Below are 24,782 nucleotides of genomic sequence, written 5' to 3' on the forward strand. Positions count from 1 at the left end.
GCCGCACACGAAACCAGAACGGGACAAGGCGGTGGCGTCGGGCGGAATGCGCGATCTTCGGTTGGACTTTTTCCGTGGGCTGGCCCTGTGGTTCATCTTCGTCGACCACATCCCGGGCAATCAGATCGCCTGGGTGACGATGCGCAACTTCGGCCTCAGCGATGCGACCGAGGTGTTCGTCTTCATTTCCGGCTACACATCGTCGCTGGTCTATTCACGGATACTGGACAAGCACGGCTGGCGGTTCGCGGCGGCCAAGGTGCTGGACCGCTGCTGGACGCTCTACATCGCCTATCTCTTCCTGTTCATCGCCTTCACGGCGCAGGTCGCCTACACCGCGCGGGTCTTCGACAACCCGCTGTTCACCGAGGAAATGGGCATCGCCGGCTTCTTCGCCGATCCCGCGGTGTCGCTGGTGCAGGCGCTGGCGCTGAAGTTCCGCCCGGCCAACCTGGACATCCTGCCGCTCTACGTCGTGCTGCTGCTGTCCCTCCCGGTGGTGCTGCCGGTGCTGCGGCGCTGGCCGGTGGCGCTGCTGGCCGGGTCGGTGACGCTCTACACGGCGGCGCGGATCCTGGACTGGAACCTGCCGACCTATCCGGACGGCGGCGTGTGGTTCTTCAATCCCTTCGCCTGGCAACTCCTGTTCGTGCTGGGGGCCACCATGCAGCGGCTGCCCAAGGTGGCGGCGGCGCTGACGACGCGGAGGACGGCGTTGCTGTGGCTGGCCGGGGGGTATCTGTCCGCCTCGCTGCTTCTGGTGATCTCCTGGCAGATCGCGCCGATGGCCGCGCTGATGCCGGTGTGGCTGGCGGAGATCCTTTACCCGATCAGCAAGACCGACCTCGACCTGCTGCGTCTCGCGCATTTCTGCGCGCTGGCCTACGTCGTCCTGCAGATCGCGCGGTTCGACAGCGCGTGGCTGCGCTGGCCGGCGCTGGCGCCGGTGATCCTGTGCGGACGGCAGTCGCTTCAGGTCTTCTGTCTGGGCATCTTCCTGTCCTTTGCCGGCCAGACGGTGCTGAACCACTGGTCCGCCTCGCTTTTTGCCCAGTTTTCGGTCACACTCGTCGGCATCGCCGTGATGGTGGCCGCCGCGCGGGTGCTGACCTGGTACCAGTCCGTGGGGCGGCCGCCGCGCCAACCGGCATCCGCCCCTCCCGCGGCACCCGCCGCTCCACTGGCCACAGCCCCCCCATTGGCTCCAGCCGCCCCACTGGCCCCAGCCAAGGACCCGAGCGCATGAAGCGCGCGACCGTCTTGACCCTGGCCTTCCTCGCGGGACTGACCGCACCCCCCACTGCTGCGCATGCGGCGTCGGAAACGCCCTCCGATCCCTGCGCCGTCCCGGAAACCGTCTACACCGTCGATGGCGCCCTGCCCCGGGCTTGGGACCGGCTGAAGCGCGGCGGCGCGCTGCCCGTTCTCGTGCTGAATTCGGCAAGCGCGCGCTCCAACAGCGCTTATCCGGCGCTGCTGGAAAAGGAGCTGGCGGCCCGGCTGCCCGACCGCAAGGTCAGCGTGACCGTCCGCAACGCGCCGGGGGCGACCGTGCAGGAGATGCTGCCCGTCCTGAACCGGGAACTGGCCGCCTCCGCCGCCTCCCTGCTGGTCTGGCAGGTGGGGACGGCGGACGCCATGCGGAACATCGGGCCGGACAGCTTCGGGGAGGCGCTGGGCCGCGGCATCGCGGCGGCCCAGGGGCGCGGCGCCGACGTGATCCTGATGGACATGCAGTACAGCCCGCAGACGACCCAGCTCATCACCTTCCAGCCCTACCTGGATTATGTGGAGTGGGTGTCGCAGAACAGCGACGTGGTTCATTTCCCCCGTTTCGAGATGATGCGGCATTGGTTCGAGGAGGGCCGCGTCGGCTTCGCCCCCGACTCCAAGGAGGAAAAGCTGCAGGCCTATCAGTTCGTCCACCGCTGCCTCGGCCGCATTCTGGCCGACACCGTGTCCACCATGATCGACCGCGCCGGGAGACCCGCTCCGTGATCGGCACCCAGGCCCCCCGGACCCCCGGCCGGAGGGCCGCCGTCCTCTCCGCCGCCCTGCTGTTCCTCGTCCCTTTTCTCGCCGGTCCGACGGCCAAGGCCGATCCGGTGAGGGCGGCGGCCTGTGCCGTGTCCGTTCAGACCGCCGGCCTTGCCGTGCCGTTGCCGCGCAGCGCGCGGGCGCTGACCGCCGGTGGGCCGCTGCGCATCGTCGCCATCGGTTCCTCCTCCACCGCCGGGGCAGGGGCCAGCAAACCGGAGCACAGCTACCCGGCGCGGCTGGCCGAGCATCTGGGGGCGCGCTACCCCGGCCTCGCCCTCACCATCCTCAACAAGGGAGCCAACGGGGAAACCGGGCCCGACATGCTGAGGCGATTCCAGCGCGACGTGCTGGATCAGGCGCCCGATCTGGTGATCTGGCAGGTCGCGGCCAACACCGTCCTGCGCGGCGACGATCCCGACGCGGCGGAGGCGGTGATCCGCAGCGGCGTGCGGACGCTGAAGGATGCCGGTCTGGACGTCGTGCTGATGGACCTGCAATACGCCCCGGCCATGCTGGCGAAACCCCGGCACGAGGAGATGGAGGCTCGCATCGCCCGCGTCGCGGCGGACGAGGAGGTGGGCCTGTTCCACCGTTACGCGGTGATGCGTCAGTGGGTGGAGACACGACAGGCCGCCATGAGCGATCTGGTCGGGCCGGACGGCATCCACCAGAACGACTTCGGCTATGACTGCGTGGCCCGCACGCTGGCCGCCTCGCTCCACGACGCCCTCAGCCTGCGGACCGCGGGGAGAGTGCCCGTACGTCCGTAAGGCGCCTCCCGCACCTCTCAAGCGTACGGCCCACTCCGACACAGCGCAAAAGGCACCATCCCCTGAAACGCGGGGATTTCAGGATGGGGGCCGGAGTCACCGCAGCCGCGCCCTTACGTCCCCGTCCCGCGCACCGGCGCGAAGGGCAATCCCGCTTGGTCCAGCGCCCGCTCGATCACCTCGTCCGACGCGCCGTCGAACAGTTGCAGCAGCAGGTCGTCCACCGCCCACTCGTTCGTCGGAGTCAGAGTGGCGAACAGGTCGGCCATGACCTCCGCCTGGAAATCGTCACGACGGTTGTCGCTGCCCTCGTAGCCCATGCGCTTGGCCGTGGCGATCGCCACCTGAAAGGGCGGCACCAGGACCGGCGCGACCGACGCCTTCTTCAGCACCGCCCGCAGCCCCAGCGCCCCGTCGTCCCAAGCCAGCTTGCGCGCGTTCTCCGCCGGGATGCCAGCCTTCGCCCCCAGCCCCGCCGCGAACAGCGCCACGTCGCCCGCGCACAGCACGCGGAACAGCAGCGCCGCGGTGAAGCGCCCGTTGGCGTGCAGCCAGCGGGCCACCGCCTCAACATCCTCTTCGCCGCGGAGCGCCGGGCGCAGCAGCCGCAGCGTCGCCGACTCGCGCCCGCGGTTGGCCAGCCGGTCCACCAGATCCTTGGACAGGCCGTGAGTGTGGGCCAGCGTGGCGCGCACCGCGTCGGACACGAAGGCGACCAGCCGCTCCACCACGGCCAGCGGCAGGCCGGGGCGGGTCGCCGCGGCCTCGCTGACCATGCGCACGCGGCCGAAGCGGTCCAAGGCCCTGTGAAGCGCCGGTTCGGCCAGTTCGGCGCCGGGGTTGCGCAACAGGGCGGTCACCACCGCGACGTTGCCGGTCTCGACGACGGCCCCGGCCACCCGCGCCGACACGGTGTGGCGGTTGGCGACGGCCATGTGCTTGCCGGCATCGGGGTCCGCCAGCACATCGAGCAGCAGCTCGTCGCTGAGGCTTCCGGCGTCGCGCAGGATCGGGAAGGCCACGCGGGCCACGTCCTTCACCAGCCGCTCGGCCAGTTCCGCGGTCAGCATGGCGTTGTTGCGGATCTGCCAGGCCACCGCCTCGCGCACCGCCACCTGGGCGTCGGCGGCGAAGCAATGCATGACCTCCAGCGCCAGCGACCGTTCGGCGTCGGTCAGCCCGCCTTTCTCCAGATCGCCGGCCAGCTTCTGCATCGTGTCGATGCGGGCCTCCGCCGACGAGGATTCGAGCAGGCGCTCGACGTCGCGGATGGACAGGGATGAGTCGGTCATGTGCGGATGCCTGCGGGTGGGAGATGCATGAGGCGGTTCAGTCGAGTCTCTCAATCGAGGCCTTGGCCGGCGTAACGGACCATGTCGCCCCAGATGCGGTCGAGCCGGCGCAGCGTGCGGTAGGCGGCCTTCAGGTCGGCCGCCTCCGCCTCGTTGCGGACCAGCGCCGTGGCCTGCACCTGCTCCAGCGTGAACAGCTCATCGCGCAGCGTCCGTCCCTTGTCGGTCAGGCGCAGGCGGGCCGTGCGGCGGTCGCGCTGGCTGGCGCCGCGGTCGATGTAGCCGGCCTCCACCAGGATCTTCAGGCTGTAGGAGGCGTTGGACCCAAGATAATAGCCGCGCTCCATCAGGTCGCGGACCGACGGCTCGTCGTCGCCGATCAGCATGACCATCAGCGCCTGAACCGGCCCGATGTCATCGATCCCCTGCCGCAACAGGCCAGCCCGCACGACGTCGAGGAATCGGCGGTGCATCCGCTCGATCAGCCGGGCGAGCCCGTGATACTCGGCCAGTTCCGCCGCATCGATGGCGTCCGGTTTGGCTTCGGCCGGCTTGGATTCGGCGCCCGCCCGGCGCTGCGTGCTCATCCCTCGTCTCTCCGTCACTCGGCGGCCTGCGCCACGGCCGGGCCGCGGTAGCCGCCCGGATGGCGGCGGCGCCATTCCCACGCGCTGCCGATGATGCTGTCCAGATCGGGGAAGCGCGGGGTCCAGCCCAGTTCGCCCCGGATGCGCTCCGACGAGGCGATCAGCACCGCCGGATCGCCGGCGCGGCGTGGCCCGATCGTCACCGGCACCGTCAGACCGGTGACCCGCTCCGTCGCCTCGATCACCTCGCGGACGCTGTAGCCCGTGCCGTTGCCCAGGTTGAAGCGGACGCTGCGCGTCTCCAGCGCCGGCAACACCCGCAGATGCGCGTCGGCGAGGTCGCAGACATGGATGTAGTCGCGCACGCAGGTGCCGTCCGGCGTCGGGTAGTCGTCGCCAAAAATCTCGATGTGCGAGCGCCGGCCGCTGGCCGCGTCGAGCACCAGCGGGATCAGATGGGTTTCCGGGTGATGATCCTCGCCGATGATCCCGTTCGGATGCGCGCCCGCGGCGTTGAAGTAGCGCAGGCAGGCGGAGCGCAGGCCGTGGCAGCGGTCCGCCCAGTGCAGAGCGCGCTCGATGAAGAACTTGGATTCGCCGTAGGGGCTGCCGGGGTCGATGGTGGTGTCCTCGTCGATCGGCTGGCGCTCCGGCGTGCCGAACAGGTTGGCGGTCGAGGAAAAGACCATCTTGCGCACGCCGGCCGTGGTCGCCGCGCGGATCAGGTTCAGCGAGTTGACGGTGTTGCCGTGCAGATAGAGATGCGGGTCGCGCATCGACTCGCCGACCAGCGACAGGGCGGCGAAATGGAACACCGCGTCGAAGCGCCATTCGGCGAAGACGCGGGTCAGCGCGTCCATGTCGGCAAGGTCGGCCTCCACGAAGGCGGCGTCGGACGGCACGGCGGCGCGGTGGCCCTGGCGCAGGTTGTCGAGCACGACGACCCGGAAGCCGCGGTCGAGCAGTTCGGCCACGCAGTGACTGCCGACATAGCCGGCACCGCCGGTCACGAGTACGGTCTGGGGCGTGTTCATCGTAAATATTCCTTGGATTTGAGAAATATTCGTCAGTCCAGGCACCCGCCGGCATCAAAGGATCGTACATCCCCCGGTGGCAAGTGCAAGAGTTCCGCGATGCACCATGCCGTCAATTCAGACGGAAGGCCAGTTGACGAAAAAGAGACATGGGCACCGTGCAAGGCTCGGCGTGTGATCGGAAAAATGTTTTGGAACAACATTTTACAGCGCTGCAAATACCCCTTTCGATCGTTGTCGGACGGGGTAAGGGCTAAAAGTTGTCACACGCCGCAGCGCAGCGTCGGACGTAAGCGGAAATGGCGCGGGACCAGTCTTCCCGCAATGGGCGGCCTTTGTCCGGACTTCGTCTCAAAAGGAGTTCATGCGACGCAGCCGCATCTCAACATTTCGTTAACCATGAAACCCTTTGCATGACCGGCTTCATGGCCCGCCCCCAAACCTGAGAACGCGGGACTCCGGAACGCGGCCGGAACGCGGGACGCAAGAAAAGGAATCGGCATGAGCGGTACGGATCGGACCCTGCTGACCCAAGCCTACCGGAAGATCGGACGCGGCCTGCTGCTGGCCGGCGCCCTCACCTTCTTCGTCAACATCCTGATGCTGGTGGTGCCGCTCTACACGATGCAGGTCTACGACCGCGTGATGAGCAGCCGCAGCCTGGAGACGTTGACCATGCTCGCGGTGATCTCCGTGGGCGGGCTGGTGCTGTACGGCGTTCTGGACTTCATCCGGGCGCGCGCCTTCCTGGTCTGCGGGGCGGTCATCGCGCACCGCTTCAACGTGCCGGCGCTGCAGGCGGCCATCGTGGACGCGCTGGGCGGCGGGACGCGCAACGCCGGCCAGACGATGCGCGACCTGAACGACCTGCGCAACTTCATGACCAGCAACGCCGTGGTGGTGCCTCTGGACCTGCTGTGGACGCCGATCTTCCTGGTCATCCTGTTCATCCTGCACCCGATCTACGGCTGGATCGCGGTGGGGTCGGCGCTGCTGCTGCTGACCATGAACGCGCTGACCGACGCGCTGACCCGCCGCCCCATCGCCGAGGCGAACGAGGCGTCGGCCAAGGTCTTCGCCGACGTCGCCAGCACCGTCCGCCACGCCGAGGCCATCGAGGCCATGGGCATGCTGCCGCCGCTGGCCCGGCGCTGGCAGATGGCGCAGATCGGCTCCGCCTCGCTGATCGACCGCGGCGTGGTGCTGTCGCGCGGCATGGCCTCGGCCTCCCGCTCGCTGCGGCTGATCCTGCAGATCGCCACCATCTCCGCGGGCGCCGCCCTGGTCATCCGGAACGAGGCGTCACCGGGCAGCATGATCGCCACCGGCATCATCATGGCCCGCCTGCTCCAGCCCTTCGAGCATCTGGTGGAGAACTGGCGGCAGTGGATCGTCGCCCAGACCGCCCACAAGCGCATCCGCGAGCTTCTGAACGGCGAGGGCGCGCGGCGCAGCACCATGCCGCTGCCCCGCCCCGATGGCCGGCTGTCCGTCGACCGCGTCAGCCATGTGCCGAAGGGCCTGCAACGCCCGGTGCTGCGCGGCGTCTCCTTCGCGCTCGAGCCGGGGGAGGTGTTGGGGATCATCGGCCCGTCGGGGGCCGGCAAATCGACCCTCGCCCGCTTGCTGGTCGGCATCTGGGAGCCCACCGCCGGCGGCATCTATCTGGACGGCACCAGCACCTTCCTGTGGGAGCGCGAGAGCTTCGGCCAGTATGTCGGCTACGTCCCGCAGTCGGTGGCGCTGCTCGACGGCACCATCGGCGAGAACATCTCCCGCATGGCCCAGGCCGACCCGGCGGAGATCGTGCGGGCCGCCCGGCTGGCCGGCGTCCACGACATGATCGGCCGTCTGCCCTTCGGCTACGACACGCCGGTCGGCGAGAACGCCTTCGCCCTGTCCGGCGGGCAGCGGCAGCGCATCGCGCTGGCCCGCGCGCTGTTCGGCAAGCCCCGCCTGATCGTGCTGGACGAACCGAACTCCAACCTCGACCACGAGGGCGAACAGGCGCTGCTGACCGCGATCAACCACGCGCGGCGCGACGGTGCGACCATCGTGATGGTCGCCCACCGCCCCTCCATCGTGTCGGTCGCCGACAAGCTGCTCGTCCTCAAGGACGGCATGGTCGAACATTTCGGTGAACGCACCGACGTGCTGAAGATGGTCCAGCCCGGCGGTGCCGTGAAGGTGGCCCGGCTGGTCCGGACGGGAGAATCCGCATGACCGACACGACGCTTTCCCAGCCCGCGAACACGCCAGCCTCCCTCACCCCCGCTTGGACGCCGGTCATCGACGTGACGCCGCACGAACCGACGCTGCGCGGCACCGCGCTGGCGGGGGCGCTGGCCGTCGCCGTCGGCTTCGGCGGCTTCTTCGGCTGGGCCTTCACCGCCAGCCTGGACAGCGCGGCCATCGCGCCCGGCACCATCATGGTGGAAAGCCACCGCAAGACCGTCTCCCACCTGGAGGGCGGCATCCTCAGCGAACTGCTGGTCAAGGACGGCGATCTGGTGGAGGCCGGGCAGGCCCTGCTGCGGCTCGACACCACGCAGAGCGGCGCGGTGGTCGCCCAGCTTCACGGGCAATACTGGACCTCGCTGGCCCGGCTGGCCCGGCTGCGCGCCGAGCAGACCGACGCGAAGGCCCCGGTCTACGCCGACGAGCTGGTGGCCGCCGCCAAGACCAACTCCGTCGCCGCCGAGGCCCTGGCCGCCGAACAGCGCCTCTTCGAATCGCGGCGCGACGCCTACCAGGGGCAGATCTCCATCCAGCGCAAGCGCATCGGGCAGCTCCGCGACGAGCTGGTGGCGCTGGAGTCGCAGCGCGTCGCCGCCAACGACCGGCTGCGCTACACCCAGGAGGAGCTGCGGATCGTCGAGACGCTTCTCGCCAAGGGCTACGAGCGCAAGCCGCGCATGCTGGAGCTTCAGCGCAACGTCGCCGACACCAGGGGCCGGCTGGGCGAGATCCAGGCCGACAAGTCAAAGGCCGAGCAGGGCATCGCCGGGGCGGAGCTGGAGATCATCAACCTCGGCAACACCCGCCGGTCGGAGGTCGGGAACGAGCTTCAGACCATCCAGGCCACCGTGTCGGACCTGTCGGAGCGGCTGCGCAGCGCCGGAGACGTGCTGAAGCGCCAGGAGCTGGTCGCCCCCCAGGCGGGCCGGGTCACCAACCTGCGCTTCTACACGACGGGCGGCGTCATACCGGCCGGCCAGGGCATCCTCGACATCGTCCCGCAGGACGACGGGCTGATCGTCGAGGCCCGCGTCGCCCCCGCCGACGTGCAGAACATCGACGTGGGCGGCAGCGCCATGGTGCGGCTGGTCGGCTACCGCCAGCGGCTGGTTCCTCCGGTGCAGGGGAAGGTCCTCACCCTCTCCGCCGACCAGCTCGAGGACGAGCGCACCGGGCAGGCCTATTTCCTCGCCCGGATCAGCCTCGACGCCGCGGCGCTGAAGGCCTTGCCGAACGTCGACCTGCATCCGGGCATGCCGACCGAGGTGATGATCCACGGGCACACCCGCAAGGCCATCGAGTATTTCCTGAGCCCCTTGACCGACGGCATGAACCGCGCCTTCCGCGAGAACTGACCTCGCCGCCGCACCGGATCATTTCGCACGCTCCCCCGTTGCCCAGCAGGCAGGAAAAGGAGCGTGCGAGCATGACCACCCAATGGGACCGGAACACCCTGAAGCGCGTCGCCGACGCCATCGGCGACGTCCATCTCTACGACAAGCACCACACCGGCGAGTTCATCGCCATGCGCCTGCGCGATTCGCTGGCCGACAGCCCCGGCTATGACCGGGCGGCGGTCGACGACAAGCTGATGCAGCTGGCGCGGGTCGCGCTGGACGCCGCGGAAGCCGGAAAAGCCTGATCCGACAAAGGCGCAAGATAAAAATTTTCGTCCCCTCGGGGGCGTCGCTCACAGCCGTCCGGCGGCGTTCGGCCCGACATCGGTGCGTCGCCGGAACGGTTCGGGCTTCGGGCAATGCCCGTTCGGGTCGTCCGGTGGAGCGCTGCTCGAATGCCGCGCGCTCCCAAACGGACCGCACCGCTCAGCCACCGCTTTCAAATTCCGGCTTTTAAAATCGCTTGTCCTCCTCGCCGGATTTTTAAGAAGCCGGGGTTTTGAACGCGATGCAGCATCGGCAGCATCTCCGGCGCACAATGATCAACGACATAATCCTAAGCCAAACGCATAGGACTTACGGTTCGTTTCAAGGCATTTCGTCGAATTTCGACAAAAACACCCTCCTGGCGTCTTTAAAAGTATTGCGGGCGAACAATCTCGTTTCTTTTGTTAATTATGAGTCTTCGTCTTTGAAAGAGGCCGTAAAAACGCCGATCTACCGCGACGTACAAAATTAGATGTTTAGATTTTCGAAGGGCTTTGAAGCCAAGGTGACAGCAATGACGTAATGAACGTTGATGATTATTGTGTTTTGACTCTATGAACTCAAGATTTGCCTGGGTTTGACCTTAGTTTTGTCACAGCCCTCCCGAACGGTATTTGGGTAAAGGCTTGGGGGTACCTCGCCATTTCGGGGTAGGAAATCACCCACCCCACCGAATCCCATCGTTAAGGAGTATGATTCATGGCCACCCTTCCTGGCGGCAACTATGACGACATCATCACCGGCTCCAACGGCAGCGACTTCATCGACGGCGGCAACGGTGACGACATCCTGATGGGTGGCAACGGCGCCGACACGGTCCTGGGCGGAGAGGGGCGCGATGCCCTGTTCGGCGGGAACGGCGACGACGTCCTGAGCGGCGGCAGCGGGGCCGACGTCCTCGACGGCGCCAACGGCAACGACACGCTGGATGGCGGGGACGGCGACGATTACCTGTCCGGCGGCAACGGCGACGACATGCTGATCGGCGGCCGCGGCAACGACATCCTCGACGGCGGCAACGGTGACGATGTCCTGAACGGCGGCGACGGCGCCGACATTCTGAAGGGCGGCAACGGCGACGACGTCCTGATGGGCGGCGGCCACAACGATTACCTGGACGGTGGCGCCGGCAACGATATCCTGCAGGGCGGCACCGGCGACGACATCCTGAAGGGTGGCGAGGGCGACGACTTCCTGTCCGGCGGCGACGGCAACGACATTCTGGACGGCGGTGCCGGCAACGACATCCTCGTCGGCGGCGCCGGCAACGACATCTTCGTCTTCTCCGGCGGCGGCGGCCAGGACGTCGTTCTCGACTTCCGCGCGGGCGAGGACGTCCTGCAGATCGAGCGCAACATCAACGGTCTGGAGATCAACGACGCCTCCGATCTGGCGGCCCGCGTCACCGACATGGGCGGCAACGCCATGATCGATCTCGGCAACGGCGACAGCATCATGCTGAAGGGCGTTTCGGCCGACGAAGTTCACAACAACCCGAACGACTTCTTCGTCATTCACTAAAGCCGTAACCCACTCAGGTACCGGACCGGCGGCGTGCTGACTCCACGCCGCCGATGGGTCCGGCTAAGGAACGCATGACCGTGCTCGCCGTCCTGCCGGCCTCCGCCTCCATCGCGTCCGCCCAGCTCCATGCGCTCGGCGACGACTTCGTGCTCGCCTCGTGGGAGAGCGACGGACCGGAGCCCTCCGGCCGGGTCGTTCCCACCCTCGACGGCGAGGAGGTCCGGCCCCCCTACACCACCTTGTCCGTCCGGACGAGCTGGGGTGGGCAGCGGGTGCTGTCGATCCTGCGGGCGCCCCGGATCTCCGGTGCGCCCGTCCGTTTCGTCGCCCAGGGCCGCGTCGTCGCGGAGGTCCTGGCCGAACCGCAGGTTCCCGATCCCGACCCCGCTTTCCTGCTCGGCAGCCTCGACGCGCCGTCGCGGCTGCGCGTGGTCCGTTTCCTCTTCGATTTCGCGCGCTCCACCCCGGCGCTGCGCAGCGACGCCGGCTTCGCCACGGTCTGCCGCCGCATGGTGCTGGAGCTGTCGCCCACCCCCTCTCCGCTCGTCGCCCGCGCCCTGGCCACCGACGAGCTTCTGCTCTGCGGCGGTTCGCTGTCGTCAGGCTTCGGCGAGGTGACGGGGGCGGTCATCATCACCCCCGGCGCCGTCGGCCCCTCCCCCTTCGACGTCTGCGTCGGCTCCGCTCTGGACCGGCGCGGGCGCACGGCCATGTCGCTGCTGGTCGACAAGGCGCTGTGCGCGCCGGGCAACCTGCTGGTGGTGCTGGGGCGCAACGGGCTGGCCTGCCGCGCCTTCTCGGCCGTGGCGCCCAACCTGCCGAGCCTGACCGAGCGGCTGTCCACCCGCCGCGACACGCCGCTGGAGCTGCGCCAGTACATTCTGAACGCGCTCGCCCGGCGTGGGCGGTCGGACGCCACGGCGGCGGCGGCGGTGCGCGAGCTTCAGGTGCTCGCACCGCTGCCCAAGCGGCAGGTCGCCGACGCCAAGCGCTCGATCGGCGCCGCCCTCGACCTCGCCGTTCCGACCGGCGACGGCGGGCTGTTCCTGGCCGGCTGGGTGCACGATCCGCACGGCCTGTCCGGCGGCCTCACCGTGCACACGCCCTTCGGCGGCGAGCGCCGGCTGGAGGTGCTGGAGCACCGCTTCCCGCGCGAGGACGTGGCGAAGCTGTTCGGCACCGCCCCGTCCACCGACCGCAGCGGCTTCGTCGCCTATCTGCCCGGCGCGCCCGAGCCCGCCGCGGCGCTTCAGGTCCATGCGGAGCTTCGCCTCGGCTCCGGCGGGTCGATCCGTCTGGTGCCGCCGCTGCGCCCGCTGTCGCCCGCCGACGCCCGCGCCGCGGTGCTGGGCAGCCTGCCGCCGCAGCACGCGACTCCGCTGGTTCTGGAAACCGTGATCGCCCCGGCCGTGGCGCCGCTCCACGCCGCCCACATGGCGAGCCGCGGCGAACCGGAAACCGTCAGCTTCGGGCACGGTCCGGAGACGCCCGCCGTCTCCGTCGTCATCCCGCTCTACAAGGCGCTGGAGTTCCTGCGCTTCCAGCTCTCCAGCTTCGCCACCGATCCCGGCATGGCCGGGGCGGAGCTGATCTTCGTGCTCGACAGCCCGGAGCAGCGCGACGAGCTGGTGCACATGCTCCACGGCTTCCACGCGCTCTACGGCCTGCCGATGCGGGTGCTGGTGCAGCCGGCCAATTACGGCTACTCGGCGGCCAACAACGCCGGTGTCGCGGCCTCCACCGGGCGGACCCTGCTGTTCCTGAATTCCGACGTGATCCCCGACCAGCCCGGCTGGCTGCCCGTCCTGCTCGCCGCGCTGGAGCGCGCGCCGGGGACCGGGGCGGTCGGACCGAAGCTGCTGTTCGACGACGACAGCCTGCAGCACGCCGGCCTGTATTTCGACCGCGACGTCCGCGGGCGCTGGTACAACCATCACTTCTTCAAGGGCCTGCCGCGCGACTTCCTGCCCGCCCGGCGGGAGCGCAGCGTGCCCGGCGTGACCGGCGCCTGCCTGATGATGACCCGCGAGACCTTCGACGCCGTGGGCGGCTTCTCCGAGGACTACGTCATCGGCGATTACGAGGACTCCGACCTCTGCCTGCGCATCCGCAAGGCGGGGCTGGACATCCGCTACGTCCCCTCGGTCGAGCTGTACCATCTGGAGCGCCGCTCGATCAGCCGGCACCAGGGCTACACCCGCGGCGTCGCCTCCGAATACAACGGCTGGCTCCACGCCCGCCGCTGGGGCGCGATGATGGAAGAGCTGGCCGCCCGCGACTGGGACCAGCGGACGCCGCCGCCCGCGCTGGAGGACAGCCTGATGCGCCCCCTGTCGGCGGGCGTCCTCACGGACACCGCCCTTCCCGTTGCCGTTCCGGGCAAGTCCCGCCTGTTCGGGCGCGCCAACCGGAACCGGAGCTGACCTGATGAATGAGATCCTCACCGGGCGCCGCCTCGCCGTCCTGCGCCGCAACACCGACCCGCGGCTGGAATGGCTGTGCGCGCAGATCGCCCGCAACCGCTTCCTGCCCGTGCCACCGCCGGACCGCGTGTTCATCGGCGACGGTGATTTCCGGGCCATCGGGGCGGAGTTCCTGCGCCACTTCGTGCGCGTCGGCGGGCTGAAGCCGAAGCACCGCGTGCTGGAGATCGGCTGCGGCATCGGGCGCATGGCCGTGCCGCTGACCCAGTACCTCGATTCCAGCTACGACGGCGTGGACATCGTCGAGGACGGCATCCGCTGGTGCGCGGAGACGATCACCCCGGCCTACCCGGAGTTCCGCTTCCGGACGCTCGACGTGGCGAACGCCCTCTACAACCCCGGCGGGGCGGAGGACGCGGCGCAGACCCGCCTGCCCTTCCCGGACGGCGGGCACGATTTCGTGATCCTGACCTCGGTCATCACCCATCTGCGGACGGCGGAGACGGTGCGCTACGCGGCGGAAATCGCCCGCGTGCTGAAGCCGGGCGGGCGCTGCTTCCTCAGCCTGTTCTTGGTGGACGCCCGCGCGCGGGACGGCATCGCCAGGAAGACCGCCCGTCCGGCCTTCCTCGACGCCGCCGGGCCGGAGTTCATCGCCGACGAGGCCAACCCGAACGCCGCCGTCGCCTACGGCGAGTCCTTCCTGCTCGACACCTTCGCGGCGCACGGGCTGCGCCCGGCGCGCGCGGTCCTGCGGGGCCATTGGAGCGGGCAGCGCAACGCCGAGAACTTCCAGGATCTCCTGGTCCTGGAAAAGGAGGGCGCGCGATGAGCCTGCCCCGCATCCTCGTCGTCGCCCACAACCACCCCAGCCTGCATCCCGGCGGCACGGAAATCTTCGCGCACGAGCTGTTCGGCAGCCTGAAGGCCAAGGGCGCCGAGGCCCTGTTCCTCGCCTGCACCAATGGCGTCCACCGCGACCGCAAGCCCGGCACCAACCTCCAAACGCTGGGCCGCAGCGCCGACGAGGTGGTGCTGTGGGCCGGGCATTTCGATCACTTCTTCCAGAGCCAGATCGACCTGCACGGCATCGTGCCCGACCTGTCGAACCTGCTGCGCGCCTTCCAGCCGGACATCGTGCACATCCACCACACGCTGCTGCTGGGTGTGGAGATGCTGTTCCTGATCCGCCGCGTCTGCCCGCGGGCGCGCATCGTCTACACGCTGCACGACTACTACCCGATCTGCGCCAACGACGGGCAGATGGTGACGACGGGAAGCCACGCGCTGTGCCGCATGGCCTCGCCCGACGCCTGCCACCGCTGCTTCCCCGACCGGCCCGCCGACCAGTTCGTGCTGCGCGAGAAGCACATCAAGGCGATGTTCGGGCTGGTCGACCATTTCCTGGCGCCCAGCGCCTTCCTGCGCGACCGCTACATCGCCTGGGGCATCGACCCGGACAGCATTTCCGTCATGGAGAACGGGCGCCCGGCGGTCCGTCCGGCGCCGCACCGGCCGCTGCCTTCGGGCGCGCCGCGCAACGCCTTCGCCTATTTCGGCAACCTGAATCCCTTCAAGGGGATCACCGTCGCGCTGGACGCCGCCGCCCGGCTGGAGAAGCAGGGGCAGGACCTGACGCTGGCCGTCCATGGCGGCGCGCCGTTCCAGACCGATGCCTTCAAGGACAAGGTCGAGCAGGGCTTCAAGGGCGCCCGCGGCACCGCCGTCCACCACGGCCCCTACCGGCGCGAGGAGATGCCCGAACTGATGGCCGCCGCCGACTGGGTGGTGATGCCGTCGATCTGGTGGGAGAACGCCCCGCTGGTCATCCGCGAAGCCTTCCAGCACCGCCGCCCGGTCATCTGCAGCGGCATCGGCGGCATGGCGGAATCGGTGACCGACGGGGTGGACGGGCTGCATTTCCGGGCGGGGGACGCCGCGGATCTGGCGCGCGTGATGACGCGCGCGATGACCGAGCCGGGGCTGTGGGACCGGCTCGTCTCCAACATGCCGGCGGTCCCGACGACCGAGGAGTCCGCCGAAAAACACGTCATTCTCTATGACGACATAATGAACGGTCCGGGGGGAACGCATGGGCAGGGTTCGATTGCGGGGAGCATCGCGGGATGAGGGAACCGATCACCAAGGCCGACATCACGGCGGCCATTCTACTTGACGACGACACGCTCGTCCTGTTCGGCGCCATCGACCGGGCGCTGCCCGCGCAGGGCGCCGTGCATCTCGACGGGTCGGTGGAGGGCCGCTACGCCGGACGCTCCTGGGCCGACGCCGAGGGCGAGCGCTGGTTCCTCGGCGGCATCCGCGTGCCGGGGCTGGCCCAGATGCGCCCGTCGCGCGTCGAGCTGGCGGACGAGAAGGGGGAACGCCTCGTCCTGCCGCGCCTGTCCAACGTCCGCACCAACCCGTCGCACCTCGTCTCGGCGCTGAAGGGCTTCCAGCCCGGCGCGCTGGCCGTGGCGCTGGATTTCGCGATCCAGCTCGCCGCCTCTTCCAAGGACGGGGTGGAGAACGAGTCTGACCGCATCGGGCGCCTGCTCTCGGGCCTCGCCCAGGAGGTGTCGCAGCCGGACGGCTTCGCCGAGGTGTTCGGGCGCTTCCGGGACGGCAGCCTGATGCTCCAGGGCTGGGCGCGCAGCTTCCGCAGCGGTGCCCAGAAGATCCTGATCGAGGCGGAGGAAACCGCCGCCTACCGCGCCACCGCCGGGTCCTTCGCCCGCCCGGACCTGCCGCCGGAGGCGTCAGGCGTGATGGCGGTGCTGACCGACGAGACCCCGCTTCCCACCGCCATCCGCCGCATCCATTACCGCGCCGCCGAGGGCTGGCGCCATCTGGAAATCTTCGAGCACCGCACCATCCTGCCCGACGGCGTGGCCTCCGCCCATGTGCGCGACATGCTGGGCAACATCCAGGACGCCGAGACGCGCCAGCGGATGACCCGCATCGCCGCGTCGCGCTACGACGGGGCGGAAACGGTGTCGCGGCTCGACATTCCGGTGCGGACCGGGCTGGACATGGCGCTGCGCGTGCCGGGGGCCGGGCTGTTCGTCGCCGGCTGGCTGCTCGACCCGACGCGGCAGGTCCGCGCCGTCACGCTGAAGGGGCCGGGCGTCGCCGTCCGGCTCGACGAGGGCTGGTCGCGGCTCGCCCGCCGCGACGTGACGGAGGCCTTCCAGCATGACGGCCTGTTCGCCGGGCGCATGATTCCCGGCCAGGACCAGCACGGCTTCACCGCCTTCGCCGCCGAACCGTCGGGCCTGCCTCCGGGCGCCGAGTTCCATCTGGAGCTGGAACTGGCCGACGAGCGCTGCGCCTTCCTGCCGCTGAGCTGCCTGCCGCCGGCTCCGGAAGCGCTGCGCCGCATGCTGTCGCTGGTCAATCTGGACAGCCCGTCCATCGACACGCTGATCGCCCGCCATGTCGGCCCGATGCTGCGCACCGCCCGCGCCCGCTCCGGTGCCGCGCTGTCGGCGGGCGTGCACCCGATGGGCCGTCCGGTGAAGGCGCCGCGCGTCTCGGTGATCCTGCCGGTGACCGACGCGCGGGAGGACGTGGACCTCAACATCGCCCGCCTCGCCATCGACCCGGACTTCGCGGAAACCGAGCTGCTGGTGGTCGCCGCCGCCGGCACGCACGAGCGGCTGGGCGGTGCGGTCCGCCAGGCCGCCGCCTTCTACCGCATGGCCGTCACCTTCGTCGCCGCCCCCGACGCCACCGACGCCTTCGAGGCGATGGCCGCCGCCCTGCCCCACGCCCGCGGCGACCGGGTGCTGACGCTTTCCCCCTCCGTCCTGCCGACCGAAAAGGGCTGGCTGGCGGCGCTGGAGCGGGTGTCGCGCAAGTCCGGCGGGCCGGTGATGGTCAGCCCGACGCTGCTCTACGAGGACCATTCGATCCGCTTCGCCGGCATCATGGCGGTGGAGGGTTCGGACGGCTCCAAGACCTTCGAGCGGCGCTTCGCCGGCTACCCGCGCGATTGGCTGAAGGAGCAGGACGCGGCGACGGTGGACGCCGCCGCCCCGGAATGCGCCCTGCTGCCCAAGGACGCGCTGGTCCGGGCGTTGGCGACGATGGGTTCCTACATGGGGGCCGACCACAAGGGGCTGGACCTCTGCCTGCGCCTGCGCGCGCTGGGCGGGGCCTGCGTCTGGCTGCCCCGCGTCACTCTGGTGGCGTTGGACGAGCAGCCGCGCGACGCGCACGCCGACCGCTGGCGCCGCGCCGGCGCCATGGTGGACCGCTGGAGCTTCGAGGACATCTGGTCCGCCCGCGCCGCCGCCTGACCCCGCACGCCCCGCAAGTCCTTTCGAGATCGGCCCGACCATGAGCAACAAGCGCGTCCTGATCATCAGCCACGGCCATCCCGCCTTCTCGCTGGGCGGCGCGGAGGTGGCCTCCTACAACCTGCACCAGGGGCTGCACGACCTGCCCGGCTGGGAGAGCCATTACCTGGCCCGCACCTCCCCGCCGGTCACGCCGCACGGCAGCTCCGCCCTGATGGCGCTGCGCCAGAAGGAGCGGGAGGTCCTCTACCACGCCAACGACTACGACCATTTCCGGCTGTCGAACCGCAACCTGCCGGGGCTGGAGAAGGACTTCGTCCGCTACGTCCGCGACCTCCAGCCGGACGTGGTGAACTTCCACCATTTCCTGGGTCTGGGCATCGAGACGATCCAGGCGATCCGGCAGGCGCTGCCGCGCGTGCCGATCGTGGTGACCTTCCACGAGTACCTGTCCATCTGCCACCACCACGGCCAGATGGTGAAGACCAGCCGCAACACGCTGTGCTACCGCGCCAGCCCGGCCGACTGCGCCGGCTGCTTCCCGCACATCGGCGAGGCGCAGTTCTTCAAGCGGGAGCTGTTCCTGAAGACCTTCCTGGAGCAGGCGGACTTCTACGTCAGCCCGTCGAACTTCCTGATCGACCGCTACGTCGACTGGGGGCTGCCCCGCGAGAAGTTCCGCATGATCGAGAACGGCCTGACCGTCGAGGGCATCGCCCCGCCCCGCCCGCTGGCCCGCGGCGGCAAGCGCAACCGCTTCGCCTTCTTCGGCCAGCTGACCGAGTTCAAGGGCGCCCATGTGCTGGTCGAGGCGATCGGGCGGGTCTCCGAGAAGGCGTGGGGCGAGGACGGCGCGCTGATGATCTTCGGCGGCAACCTGGAGCGCCAGCCCGAGGCCTACCAGAAGAAGTTCAACGAAGCGGTGGAGCGCGCGGGCGACCGCGTGCGCTTCTACGGCAGCTACCGCTCCGCCGAGTTGCCCGGCCTGATGAAGGACGTGGACTGGGTGGTGATGCCGTCCATCTGGTGGGAAAACTCGCCGGTGGTGATCCAGGAAGCCTTCCTGCACGGCCGCCCGATCATCTCCAGCAACATCGGCGGCATGGGCGAGAAGGTCACCCATGGCGTGGACGGCCTGCATTTCCGCAACGCCAGCGTCGAGGATCTGGTGGACCGCCTGACCGAGGCGCTGACCACGCCGGACCTGTGGGACCGTCTGCGCATGCGCATCCGCCGCCCCATCGACCGCGCGGAATGCGCCCGCCGCCACGCCGACGTGTTCGACGCGCTGATCGCGAATGTGGGTGGTGGTGCCGTGTCGATGCCCGAGCGGGCGGTGGCGCAGAAGCCGTGATGGGGATGTTCGGCAGACGGGCCCCCACCCTAACCCTCCCCCGCTTCGCAGGGGAGGGAACTCCGCAGCGTGTGCGTCAAAGCCCTCCCCTGCGCAGCGGGGGAGGGAGGGGACCCACGAAGTGGGGAGGGTGGGGGCAATACGTCCTCCTCGCCACCCTCCTCCTCGCCCCCCCCTCGCACGCCGCGGACCTCCGCGTCAGCGTCCCTACGGGTGCTGCGCTGGAGACCGTCTACGACCACCGCACCCAGGCCTGTGAGGACTGGGACGTGCCGGACGCCCCGGCGCGCGCCTGGAAGGCGGCGGACGGCAGCGTCCGGCTGCTCGCCGCGCACACCCGCGCACGCCTCCTCAGCGGCCCATCGCTGAACGAACTGCACCACGCCTGCCGCATCGTCTTCCAGTCGGCCAAGCGCGACGACCCGGCGCGCTTCGACGACATGGGCTGGCTGACCTCGCCCTACACGCTGGATGGCACGACCGTCTACGGGCTGGTCCACAACGAGTATCACGGCCACAAGCGCCGCGACCTCTGCCCGACCGGCGACTATATGGCCTGCTGGTGGAACGCGCTGACCCTCACCGTCTCGCACGATGGCGGGCAGAGCTTCGGACCGGCGCGCTACATCGCCGGGGTGCCCTACCGCTTCCGCGGCGATCTGGGGAAGCGCGCCGGACTGTTCGCGCCGAGCAACATCGTCGAGCGCGACGGCTGGTACTACGCGATGGCCTTCGCCGAGGGCATCGGCGTGCAGAAGCGTGGCGTCTGCCTGATGCGCACCCGCGACCTCGCCGATCCGGCCTCCTGGCGGGCGTGGGACGGGCGGGACTTCACCGTCCGTTTCCGCGATCCCTACACCCAGGGCGAGGCCGACCCCGAGGCGTCGGTCTGCGCGCCGCTGCCGCCCGACCGCCTGCCCTTCACCGTCACCAGCCTCGTCCGCCACACGCCGAGCGGCCTCTACGTCGCGGTGATGGCCGGGCGACGCGCGGAGCGCAAAGGGGCGGAGCCGGTGTCCGGCGTGTGGGTGTCGACCTCCGCCGACCTGATCGGCTGGTCCGCGCCCCGCCTCGCCTGGGCAGCGCCCCTGCTCACCGACAAGACTTGCGCCGTGGACGAGACCTTCTACTACCCGGCCATTCTCGATCCGGACGCCAGAAGCCGGAATTTCGAGGACACGGATGGAAACGCCTGGCTCTACCTGACCCGGCTTGCCCAGAAAAACTGCAAGCCGACCAGGGACCGCGATCTGGTCCGAATAATGATCCGGGTCGAACCGTCCCAAAGCGGCTAAAATTCATCAAGACAAAACCCAAACCCCGCAACCTTCCACCACCCCGACCCCAGGAGAATTAAATTGGCTAACATCCTAGTCATGATTCCCTCCGGCGAAGTCTACGACCATGACTGCGTGCGGTGGTACAGCTACCAGAACATTCAGCGTAGCATCAATCATTACCACAACATCGGCGACGCCTTCGTCTATGATTCCTCGCTGAAGCTGCTGACCTTCGACCGTCTCGACGTCGTCGAGATCCGCGAGTTCAAGCAGGAGGTGGTGGACCGGGCCAACGCCGAATACGATTACGTGTTCCTGCGCGGGTCGAACTACATCCACGACCACATGACCTGGCCGGAGGGCACCGAGCAGGTGCTGTCCAAGCTGCGCATCCCGGTCATCGCCTTCGGCGTCGGCGCCCAGGCCCCGGCCACCGGCAAGCTGACGCTGTCGGACGAGAGCAAGCGCATCTGGCAGATGTTCGCCGACAAGTCGACGACGCTGGGCGTGCGCGGCACCTACACCGCCGAAGTGCTGTGGGACCTCGGCATCAAGAACGTCCGCATCGTCGGCTGCCCGACCGCCTTCCGCAACCGCGATCCGGAGCTGCGCATAGACCTGCCCTCCCTGGACAGCGTGCGCAACGTCGGCATCACCATGCGCCGCGAGGTGTCCAGCCACTATTCGCCGGACGTGAAGACCTACCTCACCCGCCATCGCGACTTCGTCAAGGACATGAGCCGCCGCTTCGACACCGTCCTGATGATGCAGGGCGAGGTCGAGGAGAAGAAGCTGCTCTGGGGCACCGACGAGCAGAAGGCCGAGGCCTGGGACGAACTGCACAACAACAACTGGCTGAAGAACTGGTACTTCGACGAAGAGCTGGACGAACTGTACCGCTCGCGCCTGTGGTACTCGGACGTCGTCGCCGACTATGAGAACATCGTGCGCTCGAAGGACCTCGTGCTGGGCTACCGCCTGCACGGCAACCTGATGGCGCTGTCGAACGGCACGCCGTCGGTCTATTTCAGCTACGACAGCCGCACGGCGGAGTTCGCGGAGACCTTCGCGATCCCCTGCTACGACGTCTATTCCGACAAGCCCTTCGTCCTGGAGGAATACTGGGACCAGAGCCTGTTCGAGAAGTTCAACCGCACCTTCTACCAGCGCTACCGCGACATGCGGGAGTTCCTGGACGAGAACTACATCCCGCACCGCATGCCCAGCCCGACCGCGCGCAAAACCCCGCAGCGCAAGGCGGCCTGACGGCGGTTGCCGCAAAGAGGGGGGGGGGGGGGGGGGGGGGGGGGGGGGGGGGGGGCGGGTGGACGCCGTCCAGGCCGGACGGATCTACGGCTGGGCCTGGGACCGCTCCTACCCCACCGACCGCTTGACGGTGGAGTTCCGCGCCGAGTTGCCGGACGGGCGCAGCACGGTTCTGGGGCGCGCGCTGGCCGACCGCCCGCGCGAGGATCTGGTGGGCGGCAACTTCGGCGACGGGCACCACGCCTTCGAGGCCGACCTTGAAATTCCGGCCGGGCTCGACCCCACGCGCGTCGTCGCCGTGGTCGCCGCCCCGAGCACCGGCACCATCGCTACCTTCGCCCAGCCGAGCGCCGAGGAAAAGCTGCTGGAGCGCACGCTCGCTCCGCATCTGGTGCGCATCGGCGCCGGGCTGGACGCCGCCCGCCGCGACCATCAGCAGATCGCCGCCGGCCAGCAGGGCATCGCCCGGCTGCTGCGCGAGACGCAGGACCGCATCGCCGCCGGTCAGGCCGGAGCCGGAGCCGCGGCGGCCCAGCAGGCCGCCCTGTCGGACGCGCTGCACAGCCTGCAGGAGCGGGTGGCCGGGCTGGAGGTGTTCCTGGTCCGGATGGACACGACGCTGCGCGGTTTCGACGACGCGCTGAAGGTGAAGTCGGCCAAGTCGCACGCCCCCACCATCATCGCCGCCCTGGCCTCGGCCGTGGGGGCCTTCGCCGCGACGGTGATCGGGCTGGCGATCTTCGGATAACGACGGCCCGCCGCCCTCCCGGCTCCTGTTCCAAGACTCCGCTTCATCGTTCCCAGGCGCTTCAGCCGCCGCCGACACCGGCGGTGGCTTTTCCGTGCGCGGGTGGTAGGCGCGCCGCTGCTCCGCGTGCCGCCCTGCATGACGCGCGTCCCGCCGGGATCATGCGGGCCGCGATGCGGCGTTCAGGACGTCCCTGAAACGAATCGCATTCCGAACCGACAGGGTCGGTGGCCTTCTACCGGGAGACATGCGACATGCCCGCAGATGTGGTCCTTCCACCCCTCCGATCTCCCCGCTTGGCGGCGACCTGATCACGCCCAGGGATCTCCACGCGATCTGCGCCCCGCAGGCTACAAGCTGCGCGCCCAAATTCTGAGCTATCCCGGCGGCATGCCGGGCGTTGTCGGCGTCTTCCTGCACCGGTGATCGCCGGCATCCGAACGCACCGACGCCCGGCCAAGGAATGGCCGGGCGCGGTCGTCGCCGAAAAGGTGGAGAGAGAACCCGTCCTTAGGCGGTCGGGCTGGCCTTGGAGGCCGAGGAGATGGTGTTGTTGACGACGTTCTGGCTGATGCTGTCGGCGATGGACACCGCGGAGCGGCCGTTGTTGTTGTTGAAGATGTTGTCGTGCACGTCGAGCGTGATCGACCCGGCGCCCTTCAGGTGCTCCATGATGCCGCCGTTGTTGTTGAAGATCTCGTTGCCGTGGATCTTGTAGGTGACGCTGGTGCCCTGGTTCTGACCGACCGAGATGCCGACGTTGGCGTTGCCGTAGATCGTGTTGTCGTAGATCTCGGTGCTCGACTTGGCGAGGATGCCGGCGCCGCGCGGGTTGTCGTAGATCGTGTTGCCGTGGATCTTCAGCGTGCTGTTGGCCTGGCTGTGGTCGTGGTACAGCCCGTGCGACCGTCCATCGCCGCCACCGGCGCCGTTGTTGAAGATCGTGTTGTCGGCGATCTCGCCGCTCAGGATGCGGCCGTTCCAGCCCGAATACACACCGTCGGTCCGCCAGCCGTTGTCGCTGATGGTGTTGTTGGTGAAGAACTGGTCGGCGTTGTCGGCGGAGTAATGCACGATGCCGTAGGCGCCGTTGCCGTCGATCGTCGAATGGTCGATCCGCAGCCCGTGCGAGGTGCCGCTGATGACGACGCCCGAGCCGTGGTTGTCGACGATCTGCGAGTTGGTGACCTTCACGTTGTCGGCGCCGCCGTTGAGCAGCAGACCGGCGTCGCCCGAACCCTTCATGGTCAGGCTGTCGAAGGTGATGTTGTCCTTGTTGTTCAGGCTGACGGCGTAGCTGGAACCGCTGGCCGCCTCGATCACCGGGTTGGCGCCGGTGCCGTAGGCGCCGTAGATGATCGGCTTGTCGGAGGTGCCGGAGGTCGAGGCCAGAAGGCTGTCGTGCCAGGTCTCACCACGCTCGAACAGGACCAGCGAGCCGGCGGCGAAGTTGGTGGAGTTCACCTTGTCCAGCGACTTCCAGGCCTGGTTCGCGTCATGGCCGGAGTTGCTGTCGCTGCCGTTGGTCGCATCGACGTAGTAGATCTGCGAGGCCGGGGTGGACGGGTAGTCCGACGTGCCGGAGGTCGGCGCCGTGGGGGCGGCCGGGGCCGCCGCGGCGGTCGTCGCGAAGAACTCCTTCGGCGCGGCGACGGCCAGCGTGCCGTTCCACCACATGTTGGCCTGACCCGGCACGACGTCCTTGCCGTCGAGCGCGCCCTTGTCATAGGTGACGGAGGGATCGGTCGGGGCGACCTTGTGGCCATTGATGGAAATGGCGTTGACCGTCAGGTTGCGGTCCTGCCCGTCGACGGCGCCGTCGTTGTCGTACTGGATCTGAACCTTGTGAGCCTGATCGGCGGTCACGTTGGCGTCGAAGGAGAAATCCTTGGCGTCGCCGCCCGCGGTGCCTTCGCCGACCACGGCGCCGTCCACCAGCAGCTTGAAATGGGGCGAGACGCCGCCCGCGGCGGTGCCGGAGGCGTTCACGACGATCTTGGCGGTGGCGGCCAGCGCCGTGGCGTCGGCCAGCGCCAGAGGCTGCGCGGTGGTCTGGAGTGCCTGGAGATGGAGAATTGAGTCCGGCGTCGCGGTGCTGTCGGCGGTCACCGGGGTGATGCTGTCGACAATAGCCTGAAACGGATCGGCACCAGAATCGCTGACAAAACCGGTCGTGTCGGCGTGGTTCTGATGATCAAGCTCAATGGCCATATGTTCCATGGTCTTTCACTCTTTCCTTTTTTACAGCGCCACGTTTGTGG

19 protein-coding genes are annotated in these 24,782 nt (G+C 68.9%); 15 read left to right on the forward strand and 4 right to left on the reverse strand.

Annotated features, from left to right (window positions below; translation table 11 throughout):
- The first annotated feature begins 61 nt into the window (after window positions 1-61).
- Genes AC1DVI_RS15660 through AC1DVI_RS15670 form a run of 3 tightly spaced genes read left to right on the forward strand, consistent with a single transcriptional unit; the run spans window position 62 to window position 2,810 of the window.
- The gene (locus AC1DVI_RS15660; RefSeq protein ID WP_476958737.1) at window positions 62-1,246 is read left to right on the forward strand and encodes an OpgC family protein; all 1,185 of its coding nucleotides are present in this window, start codon (window positions 62-64) and stop codon (window positions 1,244-1,246) included.
- A complete protein-coding gene (locus AC1DVI_RS15665; RefSeq protein WP_476958738.1) occupies window positions 1,243-1,998 on the forward strand; it encodes an SGNH/GDSL hydrolase family protein in 756 nt (251 codons plus the stop codon). Before AC1DVI_RS15660 ends, AC1DVI_RS15665 begins: the two co-directional genes overlap by 4 nt.
- Window positions 1,995-2,810, forward strand: a complete 816-nt coding sequence (locus AC1DVI_RS15670) for an SGNH/GDSL hydrolase family protein (RefSeq protein ID WP_476958739.1) — start codon at window positions 1,995-1,997, stop codon at window positions 2,808-2,810. The genes AC1DVI_RS15665 and AC1DVI_RS15670 overlap by 4 nt, the downstream gene beginning before the upstream one ends.
- 113 nt (window positions 2,811-2,923) lie before the next feature.
- Here the strand turns inward: AC1DVI_RS15670 and AC1DVI_RS15675 are convergent, their stop codons facing one another.
- From AC1DVI_RS15675 to galE, 3 genes are read right to left on the reverse strand one after another with little or no spacing between them, the layout of a single operon-like run.
- A complete protein-coding gene (locus tag AC1DVI_RS15675) occupies window positions 2,924-4,102 on the reverse strand; it encodes a DUF2336 domain-containing protein (protein WP_476958740.1) in 1,179 nt (392 codons plus the stop codon).
- A gap of 50 nt (window positions 4,103-4,152) precedes the next feature.
- Window positions 4,153-4,689, reverse strand: a complete 537-nt coding sequence (locus tag AC1DVI_RS15680; RefSeq protein WP_476958741.1) for a MarR family winged helix-turn-helix transcriptional regulator — start codon at window positions 4,687-4,689, stop codon at window positions 4,153-4,155.
- Window positions 4,690-4,703: 14 nt separating this feature from the next.
- Window positions 4,704-5,723 carry a UDP-glucose 4-epimerase GalE gene (galE, locus tag AC1DVI_RS15685; protein WP_476958742.1) on the reverse strand — a complete coding sequence of 340 codons (1,020 nt, stop codon included), beginning with the start codon at window positions 5,721-5,723 and terminating at the stop codon, window positions 4,704-4,706.
- 501 nt (window positions 5,724-6,224) lie between these two features.
- Here galE and AC1DVI_RS15690 point away from each other — a divergent pair.
- The 12 genes from AC1DVI_RS15690 to AC1DVI_RS15745 all read left to right on the forward strand — a co-directional run bounded on the left by AC1DVI_RS15690 (window position 6,225) and on the right by AC1DVI_RS15745 (window position 22,521).
- On the forward strand, window positions 6,225-7,946 hold the full coding sequence (locus AC1DVI_RS15690; protein WP_476958743.1) for a type I secretion system permease/ATPase: 1,722 nt from the start codon (window positions 6,225-6,227) through the stop codon (window positions 7,944-7,946).
- Entirely contained in the window at window positions 7,943-9,316 is a 1,374-nt protein-coding gene (locus tag AC1DVI_RS15695; protein WP_476958744.1) for an HlyD family type I secretion periplasmic adaptor subunit, read from the forward strand. Before AC1DVI_RS15690 ends, AC1DVI_RS15695 begins: the two co-directional genes overlap by 4 nt.
- 71 nt (window positions 9,317-9,387) lie before the next feature.
- Window positions 9,388-9,603: a hypothetical protein gene (locus AC1DVI_RS15700; RefSeq protein WP_145624157.1), complete on the forward strand. Its 216-nt coding sequence runs from the start codon at window positions 9,388-9,390 to the stop codon at window positions 9,601-9,603.
- 721 nt (window positions 9,604-10,324) lie between these two features.
- Window positions 10,325-11,146 (forward strand): calcium-binding protein, encoded by an 822-nt coding sequence (locus AC1DVI_RS15705; protein ID WP_476958745.1) that lies wholly within the window; start codon window positions 10,325-10,327, stop codon window positions 11,144-11,146.
- A gap of 74 nt (window positions 11,147-11,220) precedes the next feature.
- Window positions 11,221-13,572 carry a glycosyltransferase family 2 protein gene (locus tag AC1DVI_RS15710; RefSeq protein WP_476958746.1) on the forward strand — a complete coding sequence of 784 codons (2,352 nt, stop codon included), beginning with the start codon at window positions 11,221-11,223 and terminating at the stop codon, window positions 13,570-13,572.
- Between the two features lie 4 nt (window positions 13,573-13,576).
- Window positions 13,577-14,404: a class I SAM-dependent methyltransferase gene (locus AC1DVI_RS15715; RefSeq protein WP_476958747.1), complete on the forward strand. Its 828-nt coding sequence runs from the start codon at window positions 13,577-13,579 to the stop codon at window positions 14,402-14,404.
- Window positions 14,401-15,702 (forward strand): glycosyltransferase family 4 protein, encoded by a 1,302-nt coding sequence (locus AC1DVI_RS15720; RefSeq protein ID WP_476958748.1) that lies wholly within the window; start codon window positions 14,401-14,403, stop codon window positions 15,700-15,702. Before AC1DVI_RS15715 ends, AC1DVI_RS15720 begins: the two co-directional genes overlap by 4 nt.
- A complete protein-coding gene (locus AC1DVI_RS15725) occupies window positions 15,699-17,873 on the forward strand; it encodes a hypothetical protein (RefSeq protein WP_476958749.1) in 2,175 nt (724 codons plus the stop codon). The genes AC1DVI_RS15720 and AC1DVI_RS15725 overlap by 4 nt, the downstream gene beginning before the upstream one ends.
- 40 nt (window positions 17,874-17,913) lie before the next feature.
- Window positions 17,914-19,227, forward strand: a complete 1,314-nt coding sequence (locus AC1DVI_RS15730; RefSeq protein ID WP_119508187.1) for a glycosyltransferase family 4 protein — start codon at window positions 17,914-17,916, stop codon at window positions 19,225-19,227.
- 269 nt (window positions 19,228-19,496) lie between these two features.
- The gene (locus AC1DVI_RS15735; RefSeq protein WP_476958750.1) at window positions 19,497-20,522 is read left to right on the forward strand and encodes a hypothetical protein; all 1,026 of its coding nucleotides are present in this window, start codon (window positions 19,497-19,499) and stop codon (window positions 20,520-20,522) included.
- Window positions 20,523-20,585: 63 nt separating this feature from the next.
- Complete coding sequence (locus AC1DVI_RS15740; protein ID WP_476958751.1) at window positions 20,586-21,773, forward strand: polysaccharide pyruvyl transferase family protein; 1,188 nt, start codon at window positions 20,586-20,588, stop codon at window positions 21,771-21,773.
- A 58-nt stretch (window positions 21,774-21,831) separates the two neighbouring features.
- On the forward strand, window positions 21,832-22,521 hold the full coding sequence (locus AC1DVI_RS15745; protein ID WP_476958752.1) for a hypothetical protein: 690 nt from the start codon (window positions 21,832-21,834) through the stop codon (window positions 22,519-22,521).
- A 510-nt stretch (window positions 22,522-23,031) separates the two neighbouring features.
- On the opposite strand, the gene AC1DVI_RS15750 is transcribed toward AC1DVI_RS15745, so the two are convergent.
- Complete coding sequence (locus tag AC1DVI_RS15750) at window positions 23,032-24,741, reverse strand: right-handed parallel beta-helix repeat-containing protein (protein WP_476958753.1); 1,710 nt, start codon at window positions 24,739-24,741, stop codon at window positions 23,032-23,034.
- Between the last annotated feature and the right edge of the window lie 41 nt (window positions 24,742-24,782).

The sequence above is a fragment of the Azospirillum sp. P4_B5 genome (assembly GCF_056402275.1).

Excerpts from the sequence above, each read along its gene's own strand:
- AC1DVI_RS15665 (WP_476958738.1), top strand. The coding sequence starts at position 1,243 with ATGAAGCGCGCGACCGTCTTGACCCTGGCCTTCCTCGCGGGACTGACC.
- AC1DVI_RS15675 (WP_476958740.1), bottom strand. The coding sequence starts at position 4,102 with ATGACCGACTCATCCCTGTCCATCCGCGACGTCGAGCGCCTGCTCGAA.
- AC1DVI_RS15680 (WP_476958741.1), bottom strand. The coding sequence starts at position 4,689 with ATGAGCACGCAGCGCCGGGCGGGCGCCGAATCCAAGCCGGCCGAAGCC.
- galE (WP_476958742.1), bottom strand. The coding sequence starts at position 5,723 with ATGAACACGCCCCAGACCGTACTCGTGACCGGCGGTGCCGGCTATGTC.
- AC1DVI_RS15690 (WP_476958743.1), top strand. The coding sequence starts at position 6,225 with ATGAGCGGTACGGATCGGACCCTGCTGACCCAAGCCTACCGGAAGATC.
- AC1DVI_RS15695 (WP_476958744.1), top strand. The coding sequence starts at position 7,943 with ATGACCGACACGACGCTTTCCCAGCCCGCGAACACGCCAGCCTCCCTC.
- AC1DVI_RS15700 (WP_145624157.1), top strand. The coding sequence starts at position 9,388 with ATGACCACCCAATGGGACCGGAACACCCTGAAGCGCGTCGCCGACGCC.
- AC1DVI_RS15705 (WP_476958745.1), top strand. The coding sequence starts at position 10,325 with ATGGCCACCCTTCCTGGCGGCAACTATGACGACATCATCACCGGCTCC.
- AC1DVI_RS15710 (WP_476958746.1), top strand. The coding sequence starts at position 11,221 with ATGACCGTGCTCGCCGTCCTGCCGGCCTCCGCCTCCATCGCGTCCGCC.
- AC1DVI_RS15715 (WP_476958747.1), top strand. The coding sequence starts at position 13,577 with ATGAATGAGATCCTCACCGGGCGCCGCCTCGCCGTCCTGCGCCGCAAC.
- AC1DVI_RS15720 (WP_476958748.1), top strand. The coding sequence starts at position 14,401 with ATGAGCCTGCCCCGCATCCTCGTCGTCGCCCACAACCACCCCAGCCTG.
- AC1DVI_RS15725 (WP_476958749.1), top strand. The coding sequence starts at position 15,699 with ATGAGGGAACCGATCACCAAGGCCGACATCACGGCGGCCATTCTACTT.
- AC1DVI_RS15730 (WP_119508187.1), top strand. The coding sequence starts at position 17,914 with ATGAGCAACAAGCGCGTCCTGATCATCAGCCACGGCCATCCCGCCTTC.
- AC1DVI_RS15750 (WP_476958753.1), bottom strand. The coding sequence starts at position 24,741 with ATGGAACATATGGCCATTGAGCTTGATCATCAGAACCACGCCGACACG.